Source organism: Variovorax sp. Varisp46, from assembly GCF_059491885.1.
Map to the genome: position 1 here is coordinate 537294 of NZ_CP168515.1, position 18275 is coordinate 555568.

Below are 18275 nucleotides of genomic sequence, written 5' to 3' on the forward strand. Positions count from 1 at the left end.
TCGCGGTTCGCCTTCTCGTCGTCAGCCGGCGAAGCGCCTGCGGTATTCCACGAGGCTCACGCCCAGGCGGCGGCCGAACGCGCGCCTGAAGCCGTCCACGTTCGCATAGCCCACCGCATCGGCCAGCCGCTTGGCCGGCAGGTCTGACTCCTCGGCCAGGCGGCGGGCGGCGTCGATCCTCGCATTCTCGACAAACTCCGCCGGCGTGGTTCCGGTTTCGCCGCGGAAGATGCGCGCAAAGTTCCGCTCGCTCATGCCGGCGCGCAAGGCGAGGGCCGGCACGGACAGGTCGTCCTTGAGGTTCGCGAGCACGTGGTCCTGCACCTCGCGCATGCTGGAGCGCTCCGAGGTCTGTGCCGCCAAGTGGGCGCTGAACTGGCTCTGGCCGCCGGGCCGCTTGAGGAACATCACCAGCTGGCGCGCCACGCTCAGCGCGAGGTCGCGGCCATGGTCTTCCTCCACCATGGCCAGCGCGAGGTCCATGCCGGCCGTGACCCCGGCGGAGGTGAAGAGCTGGCCGTCCCTCACGTAGATCGCGTCCGCCTCGACGCTCGCTAGCGGGTAGTCCGACGCGAGGCGGCCAGCGAGCTTCCAATGGGTTGCCACGCGCTTGCCGTCGAGCAGGCCGCTGGCGGCCAGCACGAAGGCGCCGCTGCACACCGAGCCATAGCGCCGCACGGTGCGGGCCTGACGCCTGAGCCAATCCTGCAGTTGCATGTCGGTCGCCATGTCTTTCACGCGGGGGCTGCCCGCAACGAGCAGGGTGTCGATGGCGCCGCAATGCGTGGCCACCGTGGAATCGACACCCAGCCGCAATCCGCCGCTGCTCTTGAGCATGCCTTCCCCGGTGCCGATCACCTGGACCTGGTAGGCGCGCGGTTTGCCGAGCTGCTGCGACGCCTCGGCGAAGACGTCGGCGGGCCCGGCCACGTCGAGCAGCTGGAAACGGGGGAAAGCGAGGATGGCGACGCGCATGGCAGACAAGGCCCCGGGATTGGCGGAAAACGCCGTGAGTTGGCAAAAACGACGGTGGGAGTCTGGCGGAAAATACAAACTAATGCAAATCCAGACAAGGGCGTCCGACATGCAAAACCAAGCTCTGAATCCTTCTTCACCGGCCATTGCGTCGATCGCGCCTCGCGCGCAAGCCTCCGTGCGCAATCTCCCGGTCAACCTGTTCGCCTCGGTGATGGGCCTTACCGGACTGGCCCTCGCATGGCGGCTCGCGCACGACAGCCTGGGTGCGCCGGCCATCGTCGGCGAGGCCGTCGGGGCGTTCGCGCTGGGCGTCTTCGTGCTCATCTCGATGGGCTACCTGGCAAAGCTCGTGAGGCACCCGCAGGCGGTGCAGGCGGAATTCCACCACCCCGTGGCGGGCAACTTCTTCGGCACCATCGCGATTTCCATCCTGCTGCTGTCGGCCGTCGTGGCGCCGTACAGCGCGCCCCTGGCGCACCTCGCGTGGACCGTGGGGCTGCTCGCGACCCTGGTACTGAGCTTCGTCGGCCTGTCGAGGCTGCTGAAGGGGCAGGTGGATGCCTCGCTCGCCGTGCCGGCCTGGATCATCCCGGGCGTGGCCACGCTCGACATTCCCGTCACCGGCGCGCACATGCCGATGGCATGGGCGCCCGAACTCAATCTGGCCGCCGGCGCGGTCGGTGCGGTGCTGGCGCTCGTGCTCTTCACGATGATCATCGGCCGGCTGGTGCATCGCGACCCGCTCGCTCCCGCCATGGAGCCGTCGCTGATGATCCTGGTGGCGCCCTTTGCGGTGGGCTTTCTCGCGTACACCAACATCGTCGGCGAGATCGACCGCTTTGCCTCGCTGCTCTTCTACTTCGGCCTCTTCATGTTCGCGGTGGTCGCGCCGAAGGTGTTCCGTCGCGGCGCCACGTTCTCGCCGAGCTGGTGGGCGATCGGCTTCCCGTTGGCCGCGCTCGCCAATGCCGCGCTGAAGTACGCCGGGTCGCGCGCGAGCGAGCCGCTCTGGGTGATTGCCATGGCGCTGCTGGTCGCGCTCAACCTGGCGCTGGCGGTTCTCACGGTGAAGACCGTGCGGATTGCGCTCAACGGGAAGCTGTTCGCCTGAGCCTCAGACATGGGCGTTCGCCCCGCGCGCAACGACCATCCAGCAGGCCGCAGTCAGGCGGACCTCATCGCCGTGCACGTAGGGCTCGAAGGCGGCGCGCACCGTGTCGATGACCTGCACGCGCGTGCGCTCGTCAGCCTGCTGAAGGGCAAGGCCGACGGGACCGAGCCGGCTCAGGTAGCCGGGCAGCGCCGTCCCGGGCATCGTGCAGGGCACGTCGATGGGCTGGATGTCGATGCCGGCCCAGCCGCTCTCTTCGAGGATCGCATGGACCCGCTGCCTGTCCGCGAAGGCGAACTGGCCTGGCGCGTCCGGCCGGCGGGCAGGGAGGTACGGCAGCAGTGGTGCGGCGGCGCGCTCCGCGGTCGTCATGAACGGGTTCTCCGCCGCACTGCGCCAGGCGATGAACCGCAACTCGGCGCCTTCTCTCGCGGCCCGCAGCAGGTTCGCGAAGGCCTGCACGGGCTCGTCGAAGAACATGACGCCGAAGCGCGACATGATGCGGTCGAAGCTCGCGGGCTCCAACGCGTGGGTCTGCGCATTGGCGCAGATGAAGCGTGCCGGCGTGCCTTCGCGTTCGGCGCGGATCCGGGCGGCGGCGATCATCGGCTCCGAGATGTCGATGCCGACACAGCCGCCTTCGCTGCCCTGCCGCCGCGCGACGGCGAGCGTGGTGCTGCCCGTGCCGCAGCCAACGTCGAGCACACGGCTCGCGGGGTTGGCGGACACCGCTTCGACGAGCAGGTCTTCGAGCGGCTGGAACAGGCGATCGAGCGTGGCCTGCGCGTCGACCCAGGCGCGCCCGGCCAGGCCGTTCCAGAGCCTGGCCTGTTCGTCGCCGGGCTGTTGTGTGGCTTCCATGGTCGTTTCCTTGTGCTTGCCTTCGAGAGGCGGAAACCGCACTATGCAAGTTCAAGTCGACTTGAGGTCAAGAGGGTGATGAAGCATCTGGATATCGGCGAGGTCGCGCAACGCTCCGGCGTGCCCGCCTCCACGCTGCGCTACTACGACGAAAAAGGCCTCGTCGCCTCCACGGGCAGGCAAGGCCTGCGCCGCCTGTTCGATCCCGGCGTGCTGGAGCGGCTCGCGCTGATCGCGCTGGGGCGTGCCGCCGGCTTTTCGCTGGACGAGATCGCGCGCATGTTCGGGCCCGACGGGCAGCCGCGCATCGACCGGGTGATGCTCACGGCCAAGGCGGACGAACTCGACCGCACGATCCGCAGCCTGAGCGCCATGCGCGACGGCCTGCGGCACGCCGCTGTGTGCCGCGCGCCCAGCCACATGGAATGCCCGACCTTTCGCCGCATCCTCGAGGCTGCGGCGTCCGGGGCCATCGGCGGGCGAAGGAAGAAGGCCCCGAAGTAATCAGGCCGCGTTCGCCATCAACGACAGGTCGCGCGCCGCCTGCAGCATCAGCTCGCGCGCGCGGTCCAGCGACGGGATCGCATGGCGGTCGATGCGCCGGATGTACGGCGTGGTGAGCACCGCCAGCGCATGCCCGTGCGGGCCGAAGATGGGGCACGAGATGTCGATCACGCCGAAGTACTGCAGGCTCTCGCGCTGCCGGTAGCCCGTGGCGCGCACGGCCTCGAGCATGTGCTCCAGCTCGTCGGGCGGGATCTGCACCTCGCCGTCGAGCGCCACGTGCTCGGCCACCATCTGCCGGCGCCGCTCGTCCGATTCGCAGGCCAGCAGCACCTGGCCCGAGCCGGTGTCGAGCAGGTTCACGCGCGTGCCGGGCCGCACCGTCATGCTGCTCGCCGCCGGGCTGTTGACCTGCGCCACGATCTGGACGTTGCCCCGGTCGTACACGCCGAGGTGGCAGGACTGCTCGGCTTCCTTCACGTAGCGGTCCATCACCGGCAGCGCCTGCGTGACCAGCCGGTGGTTCGGCGGGTAGCGGTGCGCCAGGTCGAACATCTTCAGGCTCAGGCTGTAGCGGTCGCCGGCGAGCGAACGCAGCACGTACTGGCGCGCCACCAGCCGTTCGAGCATGCGGTAGATCTCGCTCGGGCCACGGTCCAGCGCTTTCACGATCTCGCCGCGCGTCAGGCCCTCGGGTTGGTCCGCCAGCAGTTCGAGGATGTCCAGGCCCTTGTCGAGCGCGGGTGCGCGGTAGCGGTCCTGGTCTTCGGTCGGCTTGCTCAAGATGTCTGGATGGATAGATTTGTTCACGTATGAATTTCAACAGCAGACCCATCTTTTTGCAAGTTTGGTTCTACGGGTAAGCACTCATCAAGTGGGCTTGACGTCAAAAGTTCGTCTGTAAATACTATGTTCACAAATGGACTAAGAGGCAAGACCTTCGGCAGGACTCCCGCTGCCCCGCGACCCACATGATTCAGCGCATCGACTCGCATCAGCATTTCTGGCGGCCCGCGCGCGGCGACTACGCGTGGCTGCGTGCGGACGTGCCCGCCCTGGCGCCGCTGGTGCGCGACTTCCTGCCCGAGCATCTCGTGCCGCTGCTGCAAGCACATGGCATCGGGCGGACCGTGCTGGTGCAGGCGGCCGACTCGGAAGCCGAAACGGATTTCATGCTCGAACTGGCTGCTGCGCACGACGTGGTTGGCGGCGTGGTCGGCTGGGTCGACCTGAGCCGGGCCGAGTCCGTCGCCTCGCTGGAGCGAATGGCGGCGCAACCCAAGTTCAAGGGCGTGCGGCCGATGCTGCAAGACCTGCCCCAAGACGACTGGATCGCGCACGCGCCGCACCCCGACGTGCTGCGGGCCATGGTGCGCCTGGGGCTGCGCTTCGATGCGCTCGTGACGCCGCGGCACTTGGCGCCGCTGCTGCAGTTCCTGCGCGAATGGCCGCAACTGCCGGTGGTGATCGACCATGCGGCCAAGCCGCCCGTGGGCAGCGCCGATGGCGAAGCCGTCGCTGCGTGGCGCCGTCAAATGCGCGAGATCGCGGCGCTGCCGCAGGTCTGCTGCAAGTTCTCGGGCCTCTGGACCGAGGCGCCGCCCTCCATGCACCGCGATGCGGATGTCGTCACCTACGCCGTGCGGCCGCTGTGGGAGCACCTGCTCGAATGCTTCGGCCCCGATCGCCTCATGTGGGGCAGCGACTGGCCAGTGCTCACGCTGGCCGGCGACTACGCGGGCTGGATCGCCCTCAGCGAGGCCTGCATCGGCGGCCTCGCGACCGGCGAGCAGGCCCACGTGTGGCACGGTACCGCACAGCGCTTCTACAACCTGCTATTGCATCGGGAAATCCCATGACGCAACCCATCGTCGTCCTGCGCGACCTGAGCAAGTCCTTCGCCGGCGTGCGCGCGCTCGACAAGGCGCAGTTCGACCTGCTGCCCGGCGAGGTGCATGCACTCATGGGCGAGAACGGCGCGGGCAAGTCCACGTTGATGAAGGTGCTGGCGGGCGTCTACCGCAAGGACTCGGGCGAGGTGCTGCTCGATGGCCAGCCCGTGGACATCTCGAGCCCGCGCGCGGCCCAGGCGCTGGGCATCGGCATCATCCATCAGGAGCTCAACCTGATGAACCACCTGAGCGCCGCGCAGAACATCTTCATCGGCCGCGAGCCGCGGGGGCGCCTGGGCCTCTTCATCGACGAGGAAGCGATGTGCGCCGAGACGCAGCGCATCTTCGAGCGCATGAACCTGCGCCTGGACCCGCGCACGCCCGTCGGCGAGCTCACCGTGGCCAGGCAGCAGATGGTGGAGATCGCCAAGGCGCTGTCCTTCGACTCGCGCGTGCTCATCATGGACGAGCCCACCGCCGCGCTGAACAACCAGGAGGTGGCCGACCTGTTCCGCATCATCGGCCAGCTCAAATCCCAGGGCGTGGCCATCGTCTACATCTCGCACAAGATGGACGAGCTCAAGCGCATCGCCGACCGGGTGACCGTGATGCGCGACGGCCAGTACATCGCCACCGTGCCGATGGCGGCAACGCCGATGGACTCGCTCATCGCGATGATGGTGGGCCGCCAGCTCACCGAGGTGGAGAACGACTTTCCCGACACCACGGGCAACGAGATCGTGCTCGAGGCGCGCGGCATCACGCGCGGCACGATGGTGCGCAACGCGAGCTTCGTGCTGCGCCGCGGCGAGATCCTCGGCTTCGCGGGCCTCATGGGCGCGGGCCGCACCGAACTCGCGCGCGCCGTGTTCGGCGCCGACCGCATCGACGCGGGCGAGGTGTTCGTGCACGGCAGGAAGGTGCACATCAAATCGCCCGAAGACGCGGTGGCCTGCGGCATCGGCTACCTGTCGGAAGACCGCAAGCATTTCGGGCTGGCCACCGGCATGGACGTCGAGACCAACATCGCGCTGCCGAGCATGAAGAAGTTCTTGTCGATGGGCCTGTTCATCGACCAGCGCGCCATCGAGGCGGCCGGCGAGCGCTACGTGAAGCAGCTCAGCATCAAGACCCCCTCGGTGCGCCAGCAGGTACGGCTGCTGTCGGGCGGCAACCAGCAGAAGATCGTGATTGCCAAGTGGCTGCTGCGCGACTGCAGCGTGCTGTTCTTCGACGAGCCCACGCGCGGCATCGACGTGGGCGCCAAGGCCGAGATCTACCGCCTGCTCAACGAACTGGCCGCGCAGGGCAAGGCCATCGTGATCATCTCTTCGGAGTTGCCCGAGATCCTGCGCGTGAGCCACCGCGTGCTCGTGATGTGCGAAGGCCGCATCACCGGCGAACTCGGGGGGCGCGAAGCCTCGCAGGAAAAGATCATGCAGCTCGCCACCCGGCGCGCAGCTGCCGCCACCGCATGACGACTGGAGACAACCCCTTGACGACCCCCACCGCCACCACCGCCGCGACGACCACCGATGCACCGGGCTTCTCGCTGAAGGCGCGGCTCTTTCGGCCCGCCACGCGCCAGAAGCTGCTGGCCTTTGCCAGCCTCATTGCGCTGATGGTGTTCTTCAGCTTCGCGTCGCCGCAGTTCCTGCAGACCGACAACCTCGTGAGCATCCTGCAGTCGACCGCCGTGAACGGCGTGCTCGCCATCGCCTGCACCTTCGTCATCATCGCCGCGGGCATCGACCTCTCGGTGGGCACGCTGATGACCTTCTGCGCCGTCATGGCCGGCGTGGTGCTCACCTACATGGGCATGCCGCTCGCGCTCGGCATCGCGGCCGCGATCTTCTTCGGTGCGCTGGCCGGCTTCGTCTCGGGTGTGCTGATCGCCAAGCTCAAGATCCCGCCCTTCATCGCGACGCTGGGCATGATGATGCTGCTCAAGGGCCTGTCGCTCGTGATCTCGGGCACCAAGCCGATCTACTTCAACGACACGCCGGACTTCCCGGCGATCTCGCAGGATTCGCTCATCGGCTACTTCATTCCGTCGCTGCCGATCCCGAATGCGGTGCTGATCCTGTTCCTGATAGCGATGGCCGCGAGCCTCGTGCTCAACAAGACCATCCTCGGGCGCTACACCTTCGCGCTCGGCAGCAACGAGGAGGCGGTGCGCCTGTCGGGCGTGAACACCGACTTCTGGAAGATCGTGGTGTACACGGTGAGTGGCGGCATCTGCGGCATCGCGGGCCTGCTGATCGCCTCGCGGCTGAACTCCGCACAGCCCGCGCTCGGGCAGGGCTACGAACTCGATGCGATTGCGGCCGTGGTCATCGGCGGCACCTCGCTCAGCGGCGGCACCGGCACCATCGTCGGCACGATCATCGGCGCCTTCATCATGAGCGTGCTGACCAACGGCCTGCGCATTCTCTCGGTCGCGCAGGAATGGCAGACGGTGGTCACGGGCGTGATCATCATCCTGGCCGTGTACGCGGACATCCTGCGCCGCCGCGGCAGCAGCAAGCAGTGAACCACCCGGATTTCCACAACCACAGGAGACTTCGCATGATCCAGAGAAGAGCAGTCGCAACCACGCTCGGTGCAGTCCTCATCGGCCTGTCGGGATTCGCACAGGCACAGCAGGCGCAGGAGATCTACATCCCGCTCGTGTCCAAGGGCTTTCAGCACCAGTTCTGGCAGGCCGTGAAGTCGGGCGCCGAGCAGGCTGCCAAAGACCTGAAGGTGAAAGTGAGCTTCGAGGGCCCCGAGACCGAGGCCATGGTCGACAAGCAGATCGACATGCTCTCGGCCGCGCTCGCCAAGAAGCCGCAGGCCATCGGCTTCGCCGCGCTCGACAGCCAGGCCGCGATTCCGCTGCTGAAGAAGGCGCAGGCCGCGAAGATCCCGGTGGTGGCGTTCGACTCGGGCGTGGACAGCGACATTCCCGTGACCACCACCACCACCGACAACAAGGCCGCCGCCGCGCTCGCCGCCGACAAGATGGCCGAGCTCATCGGCAAGAGCGGCGAAGTCGCGCTGGTGGTGCACGACCAGACCAGCCGCACCGGCGTCGACCGGCGCGACGGCTTCGTCAACCGCATCAAGTCGACCTACCCGAACATCAAGATCGTGAGCGTGCAGTACGGCGGCGGCGACCAGTTGAAGTCGACCGAGATCACCAAGTCGATCCTGCAGGCCTCGCCCAACCTCAAGGGCATCTTCGGCGCCAACGAAGGCTCCGCCATCGGCGTGGTCAACGGCGTGAAGGAGATGAAGCGCAACGGCAAGGTCGTGATCATCGGCTACGACTCAGGCAAGCAGCAGAAGAATGCGATCATGGAGGGCAGCATGGCCGGTGCCATCACGCAGAACCCCGTGGGCATGGGCTACAAGACGGTCGAGATGGCGGTGAAGGCCATCAAGGGCGAGAAGCTGCCGAAGGTGGTCGACACGGGCTTCTACTGGTACGACAAGACCAACATCGCCGACCCCAAGATCGCCTCGGTGCTGTACGACTGATCGCCTGCCCGCGAAGACCCCATGACCATTGTTCGCTCCATGCGCGTGCTCGACGTGCGCTTTCCGACCTCGCAGCATCTGGACGGCTCCGATGCGATGAACCCAGACCCGGACTACTCCGCGGCGTATGTCGTGCTCGAAACAGACCAGCCGGGGCTCGAGGGCCACGGGCTCACCTTCACCATCGGCCGCGGCAACGAGATCTGCTGCGCGGCCATCGAGGCGATGCGCCATCTGGTGGTGGGGCTGGACCTGGCATGGGTGGCGGAGGACATGGGGCGCTTCTGGCGGCACGTTACTTCCGACAGCCAGCTGCGATGGATCGGTCCCGACAAGGGTGCGATCCACCTGGCGACCGGCGCCGTGGTCAACGCGATGTGGGACCTGTGGGCCAAGTCCGAAGGCAAGCCCGTGTGGCAGCTCGTGGCCGACATGAGCCCCGAGGAACTGGTGCGCTGCATCGACTTTCGCTACATCACCGACTGCATCGGGCCCGATGAAGCACTGGCGCTGCTGCGCGAGGCCGCCGCTGGCAAGGCCGAACGCGTCGCCACGCTGCAGGCCGAGGGCTACCCCTGCTACACCACCTCGGCCGGCTGGCTCGGCTACTCCGACGAGAAGCTGCGGCACCTCGCGCAGGAGGCGGTCGACGCGGGCTTCAACCACATCAAGCTCAAGGTGGGCCGCGACCTGCAGGACGACATCCGCCGCCTGCGCGTGGCGCGCGAAGTGCTCGGGCCCGAGCGGCACCTGATGATCGACGCCAACCAGGTCTGGGAGGTCGGCCAGGCCATCGACTGGGTGCGGCAGCTGGCGTTTGCCAAGCCGTGGTTCATCGAGGAGCCCACCAGCCCCGACGACGTGGAGGGCCATCGCAAGATCCGCGAGGGCGTCGCGCCGGTGAAGGTGGCCACGGGCGAGATGTGCCAGAACCGCATCATGTTCAAGCAGTTCATCATGCGCGGCGGCATCGACGTGGTGCAGATCGACGCGTGCCGGCTCGGCGGCGTGAACGAGATCCTCGCGGTGATGCTGATGGCCGCGAAGCACAAGCTGCCGGTGTGTCCGCACGCCGGCGGCGTGGGGCTGTGCGAGTACGTGCAGCACCTGTCGATGATCGATTACCTCTGCATCTCGGGCACGCGCGAAGGCCGCGTGGTCGAGTATGTGGATCATTTGCACGAGCACTTCGTCGAGCCCTGCGAGATCCGCAACGCGGCGTACATGCCGCCGAAGGGTGCAGGCTTTTCGATCACGATGAAGCCGCAGTCGCTCGAGCAATACCGTTTCCGCGGATAGAGAAAGGCACCGCGCAACATGGACCTGAATCTGAAAGACAAGGTGGTGATCGTCACCGGCGGCGGCAGCGGCATCGGTGCAGCCATTTCGATGACGCTGGCGCAAGAGGGCGCGGTGCCGGTGATCTGCGGGAAGAATCCGCTCGACGCACCGTTCGAGGAGGCGCTGCGCGCCCTGCAGCCGCGCGCGCGCTTCTTCCAGTTCGAGCTGATGGAAGAGGCCGCCTGTGCCAAGGCCATTGCCGACACCGCCGCGGAGTTCGGCCGCATCGACGGCCTGGTCAACAACGCGGGCGTGAACGACAGCGTGGGACTGGAGGCGGGGCGCGAAGCCTTCGTCGGTTCGCTCGAACGCAACCTCGTTCACTGCTACGTGATGGCGCACTATTGCCTGCCGCACCTGAAGGCGAGCCGCGGCGCGATCGTCAACATCTCGTCGAAGACGGCCGTGACGGGGCAGGGCAACACGAGCGGCTACACCGCGGCCAAGGGCGCGCAGCTGTCGCTCACGCGCGAGTGGGCTGCATCGCTGTTGGAAGACGGGGTTCGCGTGAATGCGGTGATTCCGGCCGAGGTGATGACGCCGCTGTATCAACGGTGGATTTCCGCATTCGACGAACCCGACCGAAAGCTCGCCGAGATCACCGACAAGATTCCGCTCGGCCGCCGCATGACCACGCCGCAGGAGATTGCAGACAACGTCGTGTTCCTGCTGTCGGAGCGGGCCTCGCACACCACCGGGCAATGGGTGTTCGTGGACGGCGGGTATACGCACCTGGACCGGGCATTGACCTGATCTATTTCCTGATTTGACCGGAGCGACCCATGCGCCACTTTCTGGCTCTCGATTTGAAAGACGATCCTGCATTGATCGCCGAATACGAGGCTTATCACCGCGACATCTGGCCCGAGGTGCGAGCGCATCTGCATGCGCACGGTGTAACGGGCATGGAGATCTACCGGCTCGGCACGCGAATGGTGATGTGGATGGAAACTGACGATGCGCGCTACGACGCCCGGGCCATGGCGCTTGCAACGCAGAACAATCCAAAGATTCGGGAATGGGAAGAACTGATGTGGAGGTTTCAGGTACCCACGCCCTGGACACCTGAAGGAGAGAAGTGGACGGAGATGGCCAGGATCTTCTCGCTGTAATCAAAAGATTCAAGTTTTGATTCCGAGGAACTTAATAATCTTTCCCGCCGCTTACATTTGGTCGGCACAATGCCGCCATGCCAAATATCGCGTCCATCCTTAAATCCGAAATCTCCCGCGTCGCCCGCAAGGAAGTCCGCGCGGAAATCGAAACCCTCAAGAAGGCATCCGTCCATCACCGGTCCGCCATCGCCGCGCTGCGCCGGCAGGTGGTTGCGCTGGAAAAGGAGCTGCGCAACGTAGCCAAGGGCACCGCCCGTGGTGCACGTGCAAGCGAGCCCGATGAAGAGGGAGACAGCGGGCCGAAGCGCCGGTTCAGCGCTGGCCGATTGGCTGCGCATCGCACGAAACTCGGTATTTCCGCCGCGTCTTATGGGCAGCTGGTGGGTGTGTCCGGCCAGACCATCTACCACTGGGAACAGGGCAAGGCCCGCCCGAGGGCTGCGCAGCTGGAGAGCCTGGCTGCCGTGCGCGGGATGGGTCGGCAGGAAGTGGCGCAGCGGCTGGAATCCAACTAGCTGGCGGGCCCTTTCTTCAGGGCTCGGCAGGTCACGGTCACCGAATAGGCTTCAGGGGAAGTAGGCGCAAGCCATTGCGGGAGGCTCAGAAAGTGCCCGGCAGCAGGATGCTCGAATCGACCTCGTCGATGTTCGTGCGGCCACAGAAGGCCATCGTGATGTCGAGCTCCTTGTGGATGATCTGCAGCGCGCGCGTCACGCCTTCCTGTCCGTAGGCGCCCAGCCCGTACAGGAAGCTGCGGCCGATCATGGTGCCGCGCGCGCCCAGCGCGCGGGCCTTGAGCACGTCCTGTCCGCTGCGGATGCCGCCATCCATCCACACCTCGATCTCGCTGCCCACGGCCTCCACGATGGCCGGCAGCGCGGCGATGGACGAAGGCGCGCCATCGAGCTGGCGCCCGCCGTGGTTCGACACGATGAGCGCATCGGCGCCGCTGCTCGCCGCGAGGCGCGCATCTTCCACGTCCATGATGCCCTTGAGGATCAGCTTGCCGCCCCAGAGCTTCTTGATCCACTCGACGTCCGCCCAGCTCAGCGCCGGGTCGAACTGTTCGGCGGTCCACGACGACAGCGACGACAGGTCCTTCACGCCCTTGGCATGGCCCGCGATGTTGCCGAAGGTGCGGCGCTTCGTGCCCAGCATGCCCATGCACCAGCGCGGCTTGGTCGCGAGGTCGATCAGGTTCTTGATGGTGGGCTTGGGTGGCGCGGTCAGCCCGTTCTTGATGTCTTTGTGGCGCTGGCCGAGAATTTGCAGGTCGAGCGTGAGTTGCAGGGCCGTCACATTGGCCGCCTTGGCGCGCTCGATCAGGCGCTCGATGAAGTCGCGGTCTTTCATCACGTAGAGCTGGAACCAGAACGGATGCCGGTCGGTGTTGGCGGCGATGTCTTCCAGCGAGCAGATGCTCATGGTCGACAGCGTGAACGGAATGCCGAAGGCCTTGGCCGCGCGGGCGCCAAGGATCTCGCCGTCGGCATGCTGCATGCCGGTGAGGCCGGTGGGCGCGATGGCCACAGGCATGGCGGTTTCCTGGCCGACCATGGTGGTGCGGGTGGAGCGGCCTTCCATGTTCACGGCCACGCGCTGGCGCAGCTTGATCTTCTGGAAGTCGCTTTCGTTGGCGCGGTAGGTGCCCTCGGTCCATGCGCCGGAGTCGGCGTAGTCGTAGAACATCTTCGGCACGCGCCGCTTGGCGATCACCCGCAGGTCTTCGATGCTGGTGATCTTGGAAAGGTCTGACAAGGGCTGTCTCCTGAGCGGTTCTTGTGGGGGGCGAAGCGAATCGGCCATTATCTTCAGGCACCCCGACACGCCATCTGAAAAAAGCCGGCCCCGCTGCTGAAAAAATTTCAGTTCAGTCGCGCAGCGCCTCGCGCAGCCATTCGACGAAGGTTGCGCACTCCCGGCGCTCCATCGCGCCGGGCCGCCAGCACAGGAAGTAGGCGTTGGGCGAGGGTACGCTGCACGGCGACAGCCGCACGAGCCGCCCGCTGTCCAGCCATGCGCTGCCCAGCCGCAGGTGCATCAGCACCACGCCGAAGTCTTCGGCCGCCGCGTCGAGCGCCAGCCCCAGGTCGTTGAACTGGTGGCCCGTGGCCGGCTCGGGCAGGCCCACGCCGCAGGCCTTGAACCACGTGCGCCATGACTCCAGCGGCGTGCGCAACAGCTGGGCGCGCAACACCTCGGCATCGGTGGCGAAGCCGTCGAAGGGACCGTGGCGCTTCAGGTAAGCAGGGCTGCACACCGGCGAGACCTCGTCGGCCAGCAACTGGAAAAACTCGCGGTCGTGAAAGGGCCCGGTGCCGAAGCGCAGCTCGATGTCGGCCTCCTCGACCGTGGTGTTGCGCACCGGCGTGGTCACCTGAAGCATCAGCTCGATGTTCGGATACGCATCACGAAACCGTGCGAGCCGCGGCAGCAGCATCTGGCGCGAGAAGGTCGGCGTGACCGCCACGCGCAGCCGTCGCACCTGCGACTCGGGCTCGCGGCCGGGCACCTGCTGCAGCGCTGCGATGGCCTCGCGCACGCGCGCCAGGTAGGCCATGCCGTCGGCGCTGAGGCCGAAGTCGCCGCCCACGAAGAACTTGAGGCCCAGCAGCAGTTCGAGCTGGCGGATGCGATGGCTCACCGCGCTGGGCGTCACGCTGAGTTCGTCGGCGGCCAGGTTCACGCTGCGAAGGCGCGCGACAGCCTCGAAGGCCTGCAGGCCCTGGGTCGAGGGGAGACGCGGAGAAACCATCTTTTGTTGGCGGAGGGAGGGGGTTAGGATGGTAGCGAACGCTCTCGGTCACTCCTGGCGGACTCGCTTTGCCTCGCGTTGCCGGCTCAAAAAGATTCCAACAACAAGGAGACAAGCGCATGGTCTGGCAACAGGTTTACAACCCGTTCGGCAACATGATCGTATCGACGGCACTGGCCGCGATACCGGTGGTGGTGATGCTGGTGTGCCTCGGGCTGCTGCACGTCAAGGCGCACTACGCGGCGGGGCTGGGCCTGCTGAGCGCGGTGGTCATCGCGGTGTTTGCATTCGGCATGCCGGCCGACATGGCAGGCAAGGCGGCCTTTCTGGGCGGGCTCTCCGGCCTGCTGCCCATCGGCTGGATCGTGCTGAACATCATCTTCCTGCAGCAGCTCACGCAGCAGAACGGCAGCTTCCAGATATTGCAGGACTCCATCGCCGGCATCACCGAAGACCGGCGCCTGCAGCTGCTGCTCATCGCCTTTGCCTTCGGCGCCTTCTTCGAGGGCGCGGCGGGCTTCGGCACGCCGGTGGCCGTCACCGCCGCCATCCTCATCGGGCTGGGCTTCTCGCCGCTGGCGGCCTCGGGGCTCTCGCTCATCGCCAACACCGCGCCGGTGGCCTTCGGCGCATTGGGCACGCCGGTCATCACGCTGGCCAAGGTGCATGGCTACGACCTGATGGCGGTCACCGCGATGATCGGGCGGCAGCTGCCGTTCTTCTCGCTGCTGGTGCCGTTCTGGCTCATCTGGGCCTTCGCGGGACGCAAGGGAATGATGGAGGTGTGGCCCGCCATCCTGGTGACGGGCGTGTCCTTCGCGGTTCCGCAGTTCCTGGTGTCGAACTACATCGGGCCGGAGCTGGTGGACATCATCGCGGCCATCGTGTCGATGGTGTGCCTGGTGCTGTTCCTGCGTGTGTGGAAGCCGAAGAAGATCTGGACCTCGGTGTCGCTCAAGGGGCACGAGACCGATGGCGGCGAAGCTGGTCCGGCCGTGGCGCCCACGAAGCATGCGAGCGCGGCGGTGATCCGCGCCTGGACGCCGTGGCTCATCCTCACCGTGTTCGTGTTCATCTGGGGCCTGCCGGTGGTGAAGGCCTGGCTCAACGGCATCTTCGCGCCGAGCTTCCCCATCGACGGTCTGCACAACATGATCGAGAAGGTGGCGCCCGTGGTGCCCAAGCCCACGAAGGAGGGCGCGGTGTACCAGTTGCTGCTGCTCTCGGCCACGGGCACGGGCATCCTTGTCTCGGCCATCGTGGGCGGGCTGATCATGAAGTACAACCCCATCCAGCTCGTGGCCGCCTACGGCCGCACGCTGTGGCTGGTGAAGTTCTCGCTGCTCACCATCGTGCTGATGCTCGCGCTGGGCACGCTCACGCGCTACTCGGGCCTTGACACCACGCTGGGGCTGGCCTTTGCCAACACCGGCATGTTCTATCCCTTCTTCGGCACGCTGATGGGCTGGCTGGGCGTGGCGCTCACGGGGTCGGACACGGCATCGAACGTGCTCTTCGGCGGCATGCAGAAAGTGGCGGCCGACCAGCTGGGCCTGAGCCCCAACCTCATGGGCGCGGCCAACAGTTCGGGCGGCGTGATGGGCAAGATGATCGACGCGCAATCGATCGTGGTGGCCTCCACCGCCACGCGCTGGTTCAACCACGAGGGCGAGATCCTGCGCTACGTGTTCTTCCACTCCATCGCGCTGGCCTGCCTCGTGGGCCTCTACGTGACGCTGCAGGCCTACGTATGGCCGTTCACGGCGATGGTCGTGAAGTGATCGAATCGCCCAGCGCCTGAAGCAGCCGGCGCAGGTCGCCGACCGCTTCGCGCGCCACCGCCGCATCGCCCATCTGCGCCTTGACGATGGCGCCGTCGACACCCAGCGCGGCCGCCTGCGCGATGGCCATGCGCCGCGGCCCTCCAAGCGCTTCCGGCAGCAGGCCGGCGATCACCTCGACCATCTCGCGCTTGTGGCCCCGCGCGATGTCGCTGGCGCCCGCCACGCTCGTGCCCACCTCCACCACCGAGTTGATGAACGCGCAGCCGCGGAACACCGGGTCGGCGAACCACTCGGCCATGACGTCGGCCAGTATCTCCAGCGCCTGACCGTCGCCGATGCGCCGCTGCGCCCCGCGGCGGCCGAGCGCATCGACGAACCACGCCATCCACAGGCCATGCCGGTGGTCGAGAAAGGCGCGCACCAGGTCGTCCTTCGACGGGAAGTGCCGGTAGAAGGTGACCTTGGTGACGCCCGAGGCGGCAATGATGCGGTCGATGCCGGTGGCGCGGATGCCGTCTGCGTAGAAGAGGTCGTGCGCGGTGAGCAGGATGCGCTCGCGTGCGGGCAGTGCGGAGATGTCCATGGCGCGATTGTAGGCATGTAGACAGGTCTGTCTACATGTGGCACATTGCGGCGCATTCCCTTCACCACAGCACTGAAAGATCTCCATGGAATCCCGCCCGCCGCTGCCGCCCTTCACCCTCGAATCCGCCACCCGGAAGGTGCAGGCCGCCGAAGAAGCCTGGAACTCGCGCGACCCCGTGCGCGTGAGCCTGGCCTACACGCCCGACACCGAGTGGCGCAACCGCGCCGAGTTCGTCAACGGCCGCGAGCAGGTGGTGGAGTTCCTGTCGCGCAAGTGGTTGCGCGAACTCGACTACCGGCTGAAGAAGCAGCTGTGGGCCTTCACGGACAACCGCATCGCGGTGCGCTTCGAGTACGAATGGCACGACGACGCGGGCCAGTGGTACCGCAGCCATGGCAACGAGAACTGGGAGTTCGCGGAGAACGGGCTGATGCAGAGGCGCTTTGCGAGCATCAACGACCAACCCATTGCCGAGTCGGATCGCAAGTTCCGGTGGGCACGCCTGTTGCTTGCCTGAGCCCATTCAACAGGAGACCGCATGAACCGCAACGACGTCACGGAAAAAATCATCACCGTCAAGGTAAGCAAGGGCATCCAGTGGGCCGACGTGGCAAAGAAGGTCGGCCTCTCGAAGGAGTGGACCACCGCCGCCTGTCTCGGCCAGATGACGCTCGACGAGAAGCAGGCCAAGGTCGTAGGCAAGATCTTCGGCCTCACTCCCGAGGAGCAGAAGTGGCTGCAGGTGGTGCCCTACAAGGGCTCGCTGCCCACGCCCGTGCCGACCGACCCGCTGATCTACCGCTGGTACGAGGTCGTGAGCGTGTACGGCACCACCATCAAGGAACTGATCCATGAAGAATTCGGCGACGGCATCATGAGCGCCATCGACTTCAGCATGGACATCCAGCGCCAGGCCGACCCCAAGGGCGACCGCGTCAACGTGGTGCTGTCGGGCAAGTTCCTGCCGTACAAGACCTACTGAACGTACACCGCCGGGTGCGGCCTCTGCGCACCCGCCGGCCGCATCGTGCGGGCCGTGATGCCGTAGCCCTCGATGGCCCCGGCGATCGATCGCGCCACGGCATCCACGGGCACCGCGATGCGCCGGTTGGTGCGCATGCGCTCCCGGGCGTACGTGGCGGCGATGCGCTCTGCCAGCGGGTCGCCGGGGCCGTTCACGTCGGGGCTCACCACCGTCACGTGCAGGCGGCCGGCATGCTCCTGCCGCAGGCCTTCGGAGATCGCGTTCACCGCGTACTGCGTGCCGTGGTACACGGCCGAACTCGGCGACACGCCCTGCATCGCCACCGGCGCTACGTTCACGATGTGGCCCCAGCCCTGCTCCTGCATCGCCGGCAGCACGGCCGCGATGCCGAGCAGCGCGCCGCGCAGGTTCACGTCGATCATGAGTTCCCACTCCTCGATCTTGCGGTTCCACAGCGGCGACATCGGCATCACGCCCGCCGCGTTGACGAGCACGTCGATCTGCTCGTGCGTCTCGAGGGCGAACTCGGCAAAGGCTTCCATGTCGGGCCGATGCGTCACGTCGAGCCGCTGGAAGCTCGCGGTGCCGCCCGTGGCCTCGATCTCGGCCGCGAGTGCCGCGAGCCGGTCGGTACGGCGCGCACCGAGCACCACCTTGGCGCCGCGCCGCGCGAGCAGCCGCGCGGTTGCTTCGCCGATACCGCTGCTCGCGCCGGTGATGAGAACGACTTTTTCCTGGATTGCGCTCATGATGAAACTCCTCGTGCTGGTCGGTTGCCGTGGGGCGCACACAGAAGAGGGTGCACCGGGCATGGAGAGAAGTTTCGCGTCCGAGGGCCCCG

20 protein-coding genes are annotated in these 18275 nt (G+C 66.6%); 13 read left to right on the plus strand and 7 right to left on the minus strand.

Going from position 1 to position 18275, the window contains the following annotated elements:
• Positions 1-21: 21 nt before the first annotated feature.
• Complete coding sequence (locus ACEN9N_RS02440; RefSeq protein WP_495655288.1) at positions 22-975, minus strand: GlxA family transcriptional regulator; 954 nt, start codon at positions 973-975, stop codon at positions 22-24.
• A 109-nt stretch (positions 976-1084) separates the two neighbouring features.
• On the opposite strand from ACEN9N_RS02440, the gene ACEN9N_RS02445 reads away from it, so the two are divergent.
• Positions 1085-2089 carry an SLAC1 anion channel family protein gene (locus ACEN9N_RS02445; RefSeq protein WP_478178530.1) on the plus strand — a complete coding sequence of 335 codons (1005 nt, stop codon included), beginning with the start codon at positions 1085-1087 and terminating at the stop codon, positions 2087-2089.
• A 3-nt stretch (positions 2090-2092) separates the two neighbouring features.
• Here ACEN9N_RS02445 and ACEN9N_RS02450 read toward each other — a convergent pair whose 3' ends face one another.
• Positions 2093-2950: a class I SAM-dependent methyltransferase gene (locus ACEN9N_RS02450; protein WP_495655289.1), complete on the minus strand. Its 858-nt coding sequence runs from the start codon at positions 2948-2950 to the stop codon at positions 2093-2095.
• 78 nt (positions 2951-3028) lie between these two features.
• Between ACEN9N_RS02450 and ACEN9N_RS02455 the strand changes: the two genes are divergently transcribed.
• Positions 3029-3454 (plus strand): helix-turn-helix domain-containing protein, encoded by a 426-nt coding sequence (locus ACEN9N_RS02455; RefSeq protein WP_007830370.1) that lies wholly within the window; start codon positions 3029-3031, stop codon positions 3452-3454.
• Here ACEN9N_RS02455 and ACEN9N_RS02460 read toward each other — a convergent pair whose 3' ends face one another.
• Positions 3455-4237: an IclR family transcriptional regulator gene (locus ACEN9N_RS02460; RefSeq protein ID WP_007830371.1), complete on the minus strand. Its 783-nt coding sequence runs from the start codon at positions 4235-4237 to the stop codon at positions 3455-3457.
• Between the two features lie 188 nt (positions 4238-4425).
• Here ACEN9N_RS02460 and ACEN9N_RS02465 point away from each other — a divergent pair, with 188 nt between their 5' ends.
• The 8 genes from ACEN9N_RS02465 to ACEN9N_RS02500 all read left to right on the plus strand — a co-directional run bounded on the left by ACEN9N_RS02465 (position 4426) and on the right by ACEN9N_RS02500 (position 11839).
• Entirely contained in the window at positions 4426-5313 is an 888-nt protein-coding gene (locus ACEN9N_RS02465; protein ID WP_495655290.1) for an amidohydrolase family protein, read from the plus strand.
• A complete protein-coding gene (locus ACEN9N_RS02470) occupies positions 5310-6824 on the plus strand; it encodes a sugar ABC transporter ATP-binding protein (RefSeq protein WP_495655291.1) in 1515 nt (504 codons plus the stop codon). The genes ACEN9N_RS02465 and ACEN9N_RS02470 overlap by 4 nt, the downstream gene beginning before the upstream one ends.
• A gap of 17 nt (positions 6825-6841) precedes the next feature.
• Positions 6842-7879 (plus strand): ABC transporter permease, encoded by a 1038-nt coding sequence (locus ACEN9N_RS02475; RefSeq protein ID WP_495655292.1) that lies wholly within the window; start codon positions 6842-6844, stop codon positions 7877-7879.
• A gap of 35 nt (positions 7880-7914) precedes the next feature.
• Entirely contained in the window at positions 7915-8868 is a 954-nt protein-coding gene (locus ACEN9N_RS02480) for an ABC transporter substrate-binding protein (RefSeq protein WP_495655293.1), read from the plus strand.
• Positions 8869-8889: 21 nt separating this feature from the next.
• On the plus strand, positions 8890-10167 hold the full coding sequence (locus tag ACEN9N_RS02485) for an L-fuconate dehydratase (RefSeq protein WP_413332391.1): 1278 nt from the start codon (positions 8890-8892) through the stop codon (positions 10165-10167).
• A gap of 18 nt (positions 10168-10185) precedes the next feature.
• Positions 10186-10962: an SDR family oxidoreductase gene (locus ACEN9N_RS02490; RefSeq protein WP_413332389.1), complete on the plus strand. Its 777-nt coding sequence runs from the start codon at positions 10186-10188 to the stop codon at positions 10960-10962.
• Positions 10963-10991: 29 nt separating this feature from the next.
• A complete protein-coding gene (locus ACEN9N_RS02495; RefSeq protein ID WP_495655294.1) occupies positions 10992-11321 on the plus strand; it encodes an L-rhamnose mutarotase in 330 nt (109 codons plus the stop codon).
• Between the two features lie 77 nt (positions 11322-11398).
• Positions 11399-11839 (plus strand): helix-turn-helix domain-containing protein, encoded by a 441-nt coding sequence (locus tag ACEN9N_RS02500; RefSeq protein ID WP_413314252.1) that lies wholly within the window; start codon positions 11399-11401, stop codon positions 11837-11839.
• 85 nt (positions 11840-11924) lie between these two features.
• Here the strand turns inward: ACEN9N_RS02500 and ACEN9N_RS02505 are convergent, their stop codons facing one another.
• The gene (locus tag ACEN9N_RS02505) at positions 11925-13082 is read right to left on the minus strand and encodes an alpha-hydroxy acid oxidase (RefSeq protein ID WP_056586547.1); all 1158 of its coding nucleotides are present in this window, start codon (positions 13080-13082) and stop codon (positions 11925-11927) included.
• 112 nt (positions 13083-13194) lie between these two features.
• Positions 13195-14079: a LysR substrate-binding domain-containing protein gene (locus ACEN9N_RS02510; RefSeq protein WP_495655295.1), complete on the minus strand. Its 885-nt coding sequence runs from the start codon at positions 14077-14079 to the stop codon at positions 13195-13197.
• A gap of 119 nt (positions 14080-14198) precedes the next feature.
• On the opposite strand from ACEN9N_RS02510, the gene ACEN9N_RS02515 reads away from it, so the two are divergent.
• Positions 14199-15860, plus strand: coding sequence for an L-lactate permease (locus ACEN9N_RS02515; RefSeq protein WP_413314251.1), 1662 nt, complete (start codon positions 14199-14201; stop codon positions 15858-15860).
• Here the strand turns inward: ACEN9N_RS02515 and ACEN9N_RS02520 are convergent.
• The gene (locus tag ACEN9N_RS02520; RefSeq protein ID WP_495655296.1) at positions 15838-16446 is read right to left on the minus strand and encodes a TetR/AcrR family transcriptional regulator; all 609 of its coding nucleotides are present in this window, start codon (positions 16444-16446) and stop codon (positions 15838-15840) included. The genes ACEN9N_RS02515 and ACEN9N_RS02520 overlap by 23 nt on opposite strands.
• Before the next feature lie 85 nt (positions 16447-16531).
• Here ACEN9N_RS02520 and ACEN9N_RS02525 point away from each other — a divergent pair, with 85 nt between their 5' ends.
• Both ACEN9N_RS02525 and cynS read left to right on the plus strand, forming a co-directional pair.
• Entirely contained in the window at positions 16532-16966 is a 435-nt protein-coding gene (locus tag ACEN9N_RS02525) for a nuclear transport factor 2 family protein (RefSeq protein ID WP_495655297.1), read from the plus strand.
• Between the two features lie 21 nt (positions 16967-16987).
• Positions 16988-17431 carry a cyanase gene (cynS, locus tag ACEN9N_RS02530; protein WP_007830404.1) on the plus strand — a complete coding sequence of 148 codons (444 nt, stop codon included), beginning with the start codon at positions 16988-16990 and terminating at the stop codon, positions 17429-17431.
• Here cynS and ACEN9N_RS02535 read toward each other — a convergent pair.
• Positions 17425-18183 carry an SDR family oxidoreductase gene (locus tag ACEN9N_RS02535; protein WP_413314248.1) on the minus strand — a complete coding sequence of 253 codons (759 nt, stop codon included), beginning with the start codon at positions 18181-18183 and terminating at the stop codon, positions 17425-17427. The two genes, cynS and ACEN9N_RS02535, sit on opposite strands and share 7 nt — an antisense overlap.
• Positions 18184-18275 lie beyond the last annotated feature (92 nt).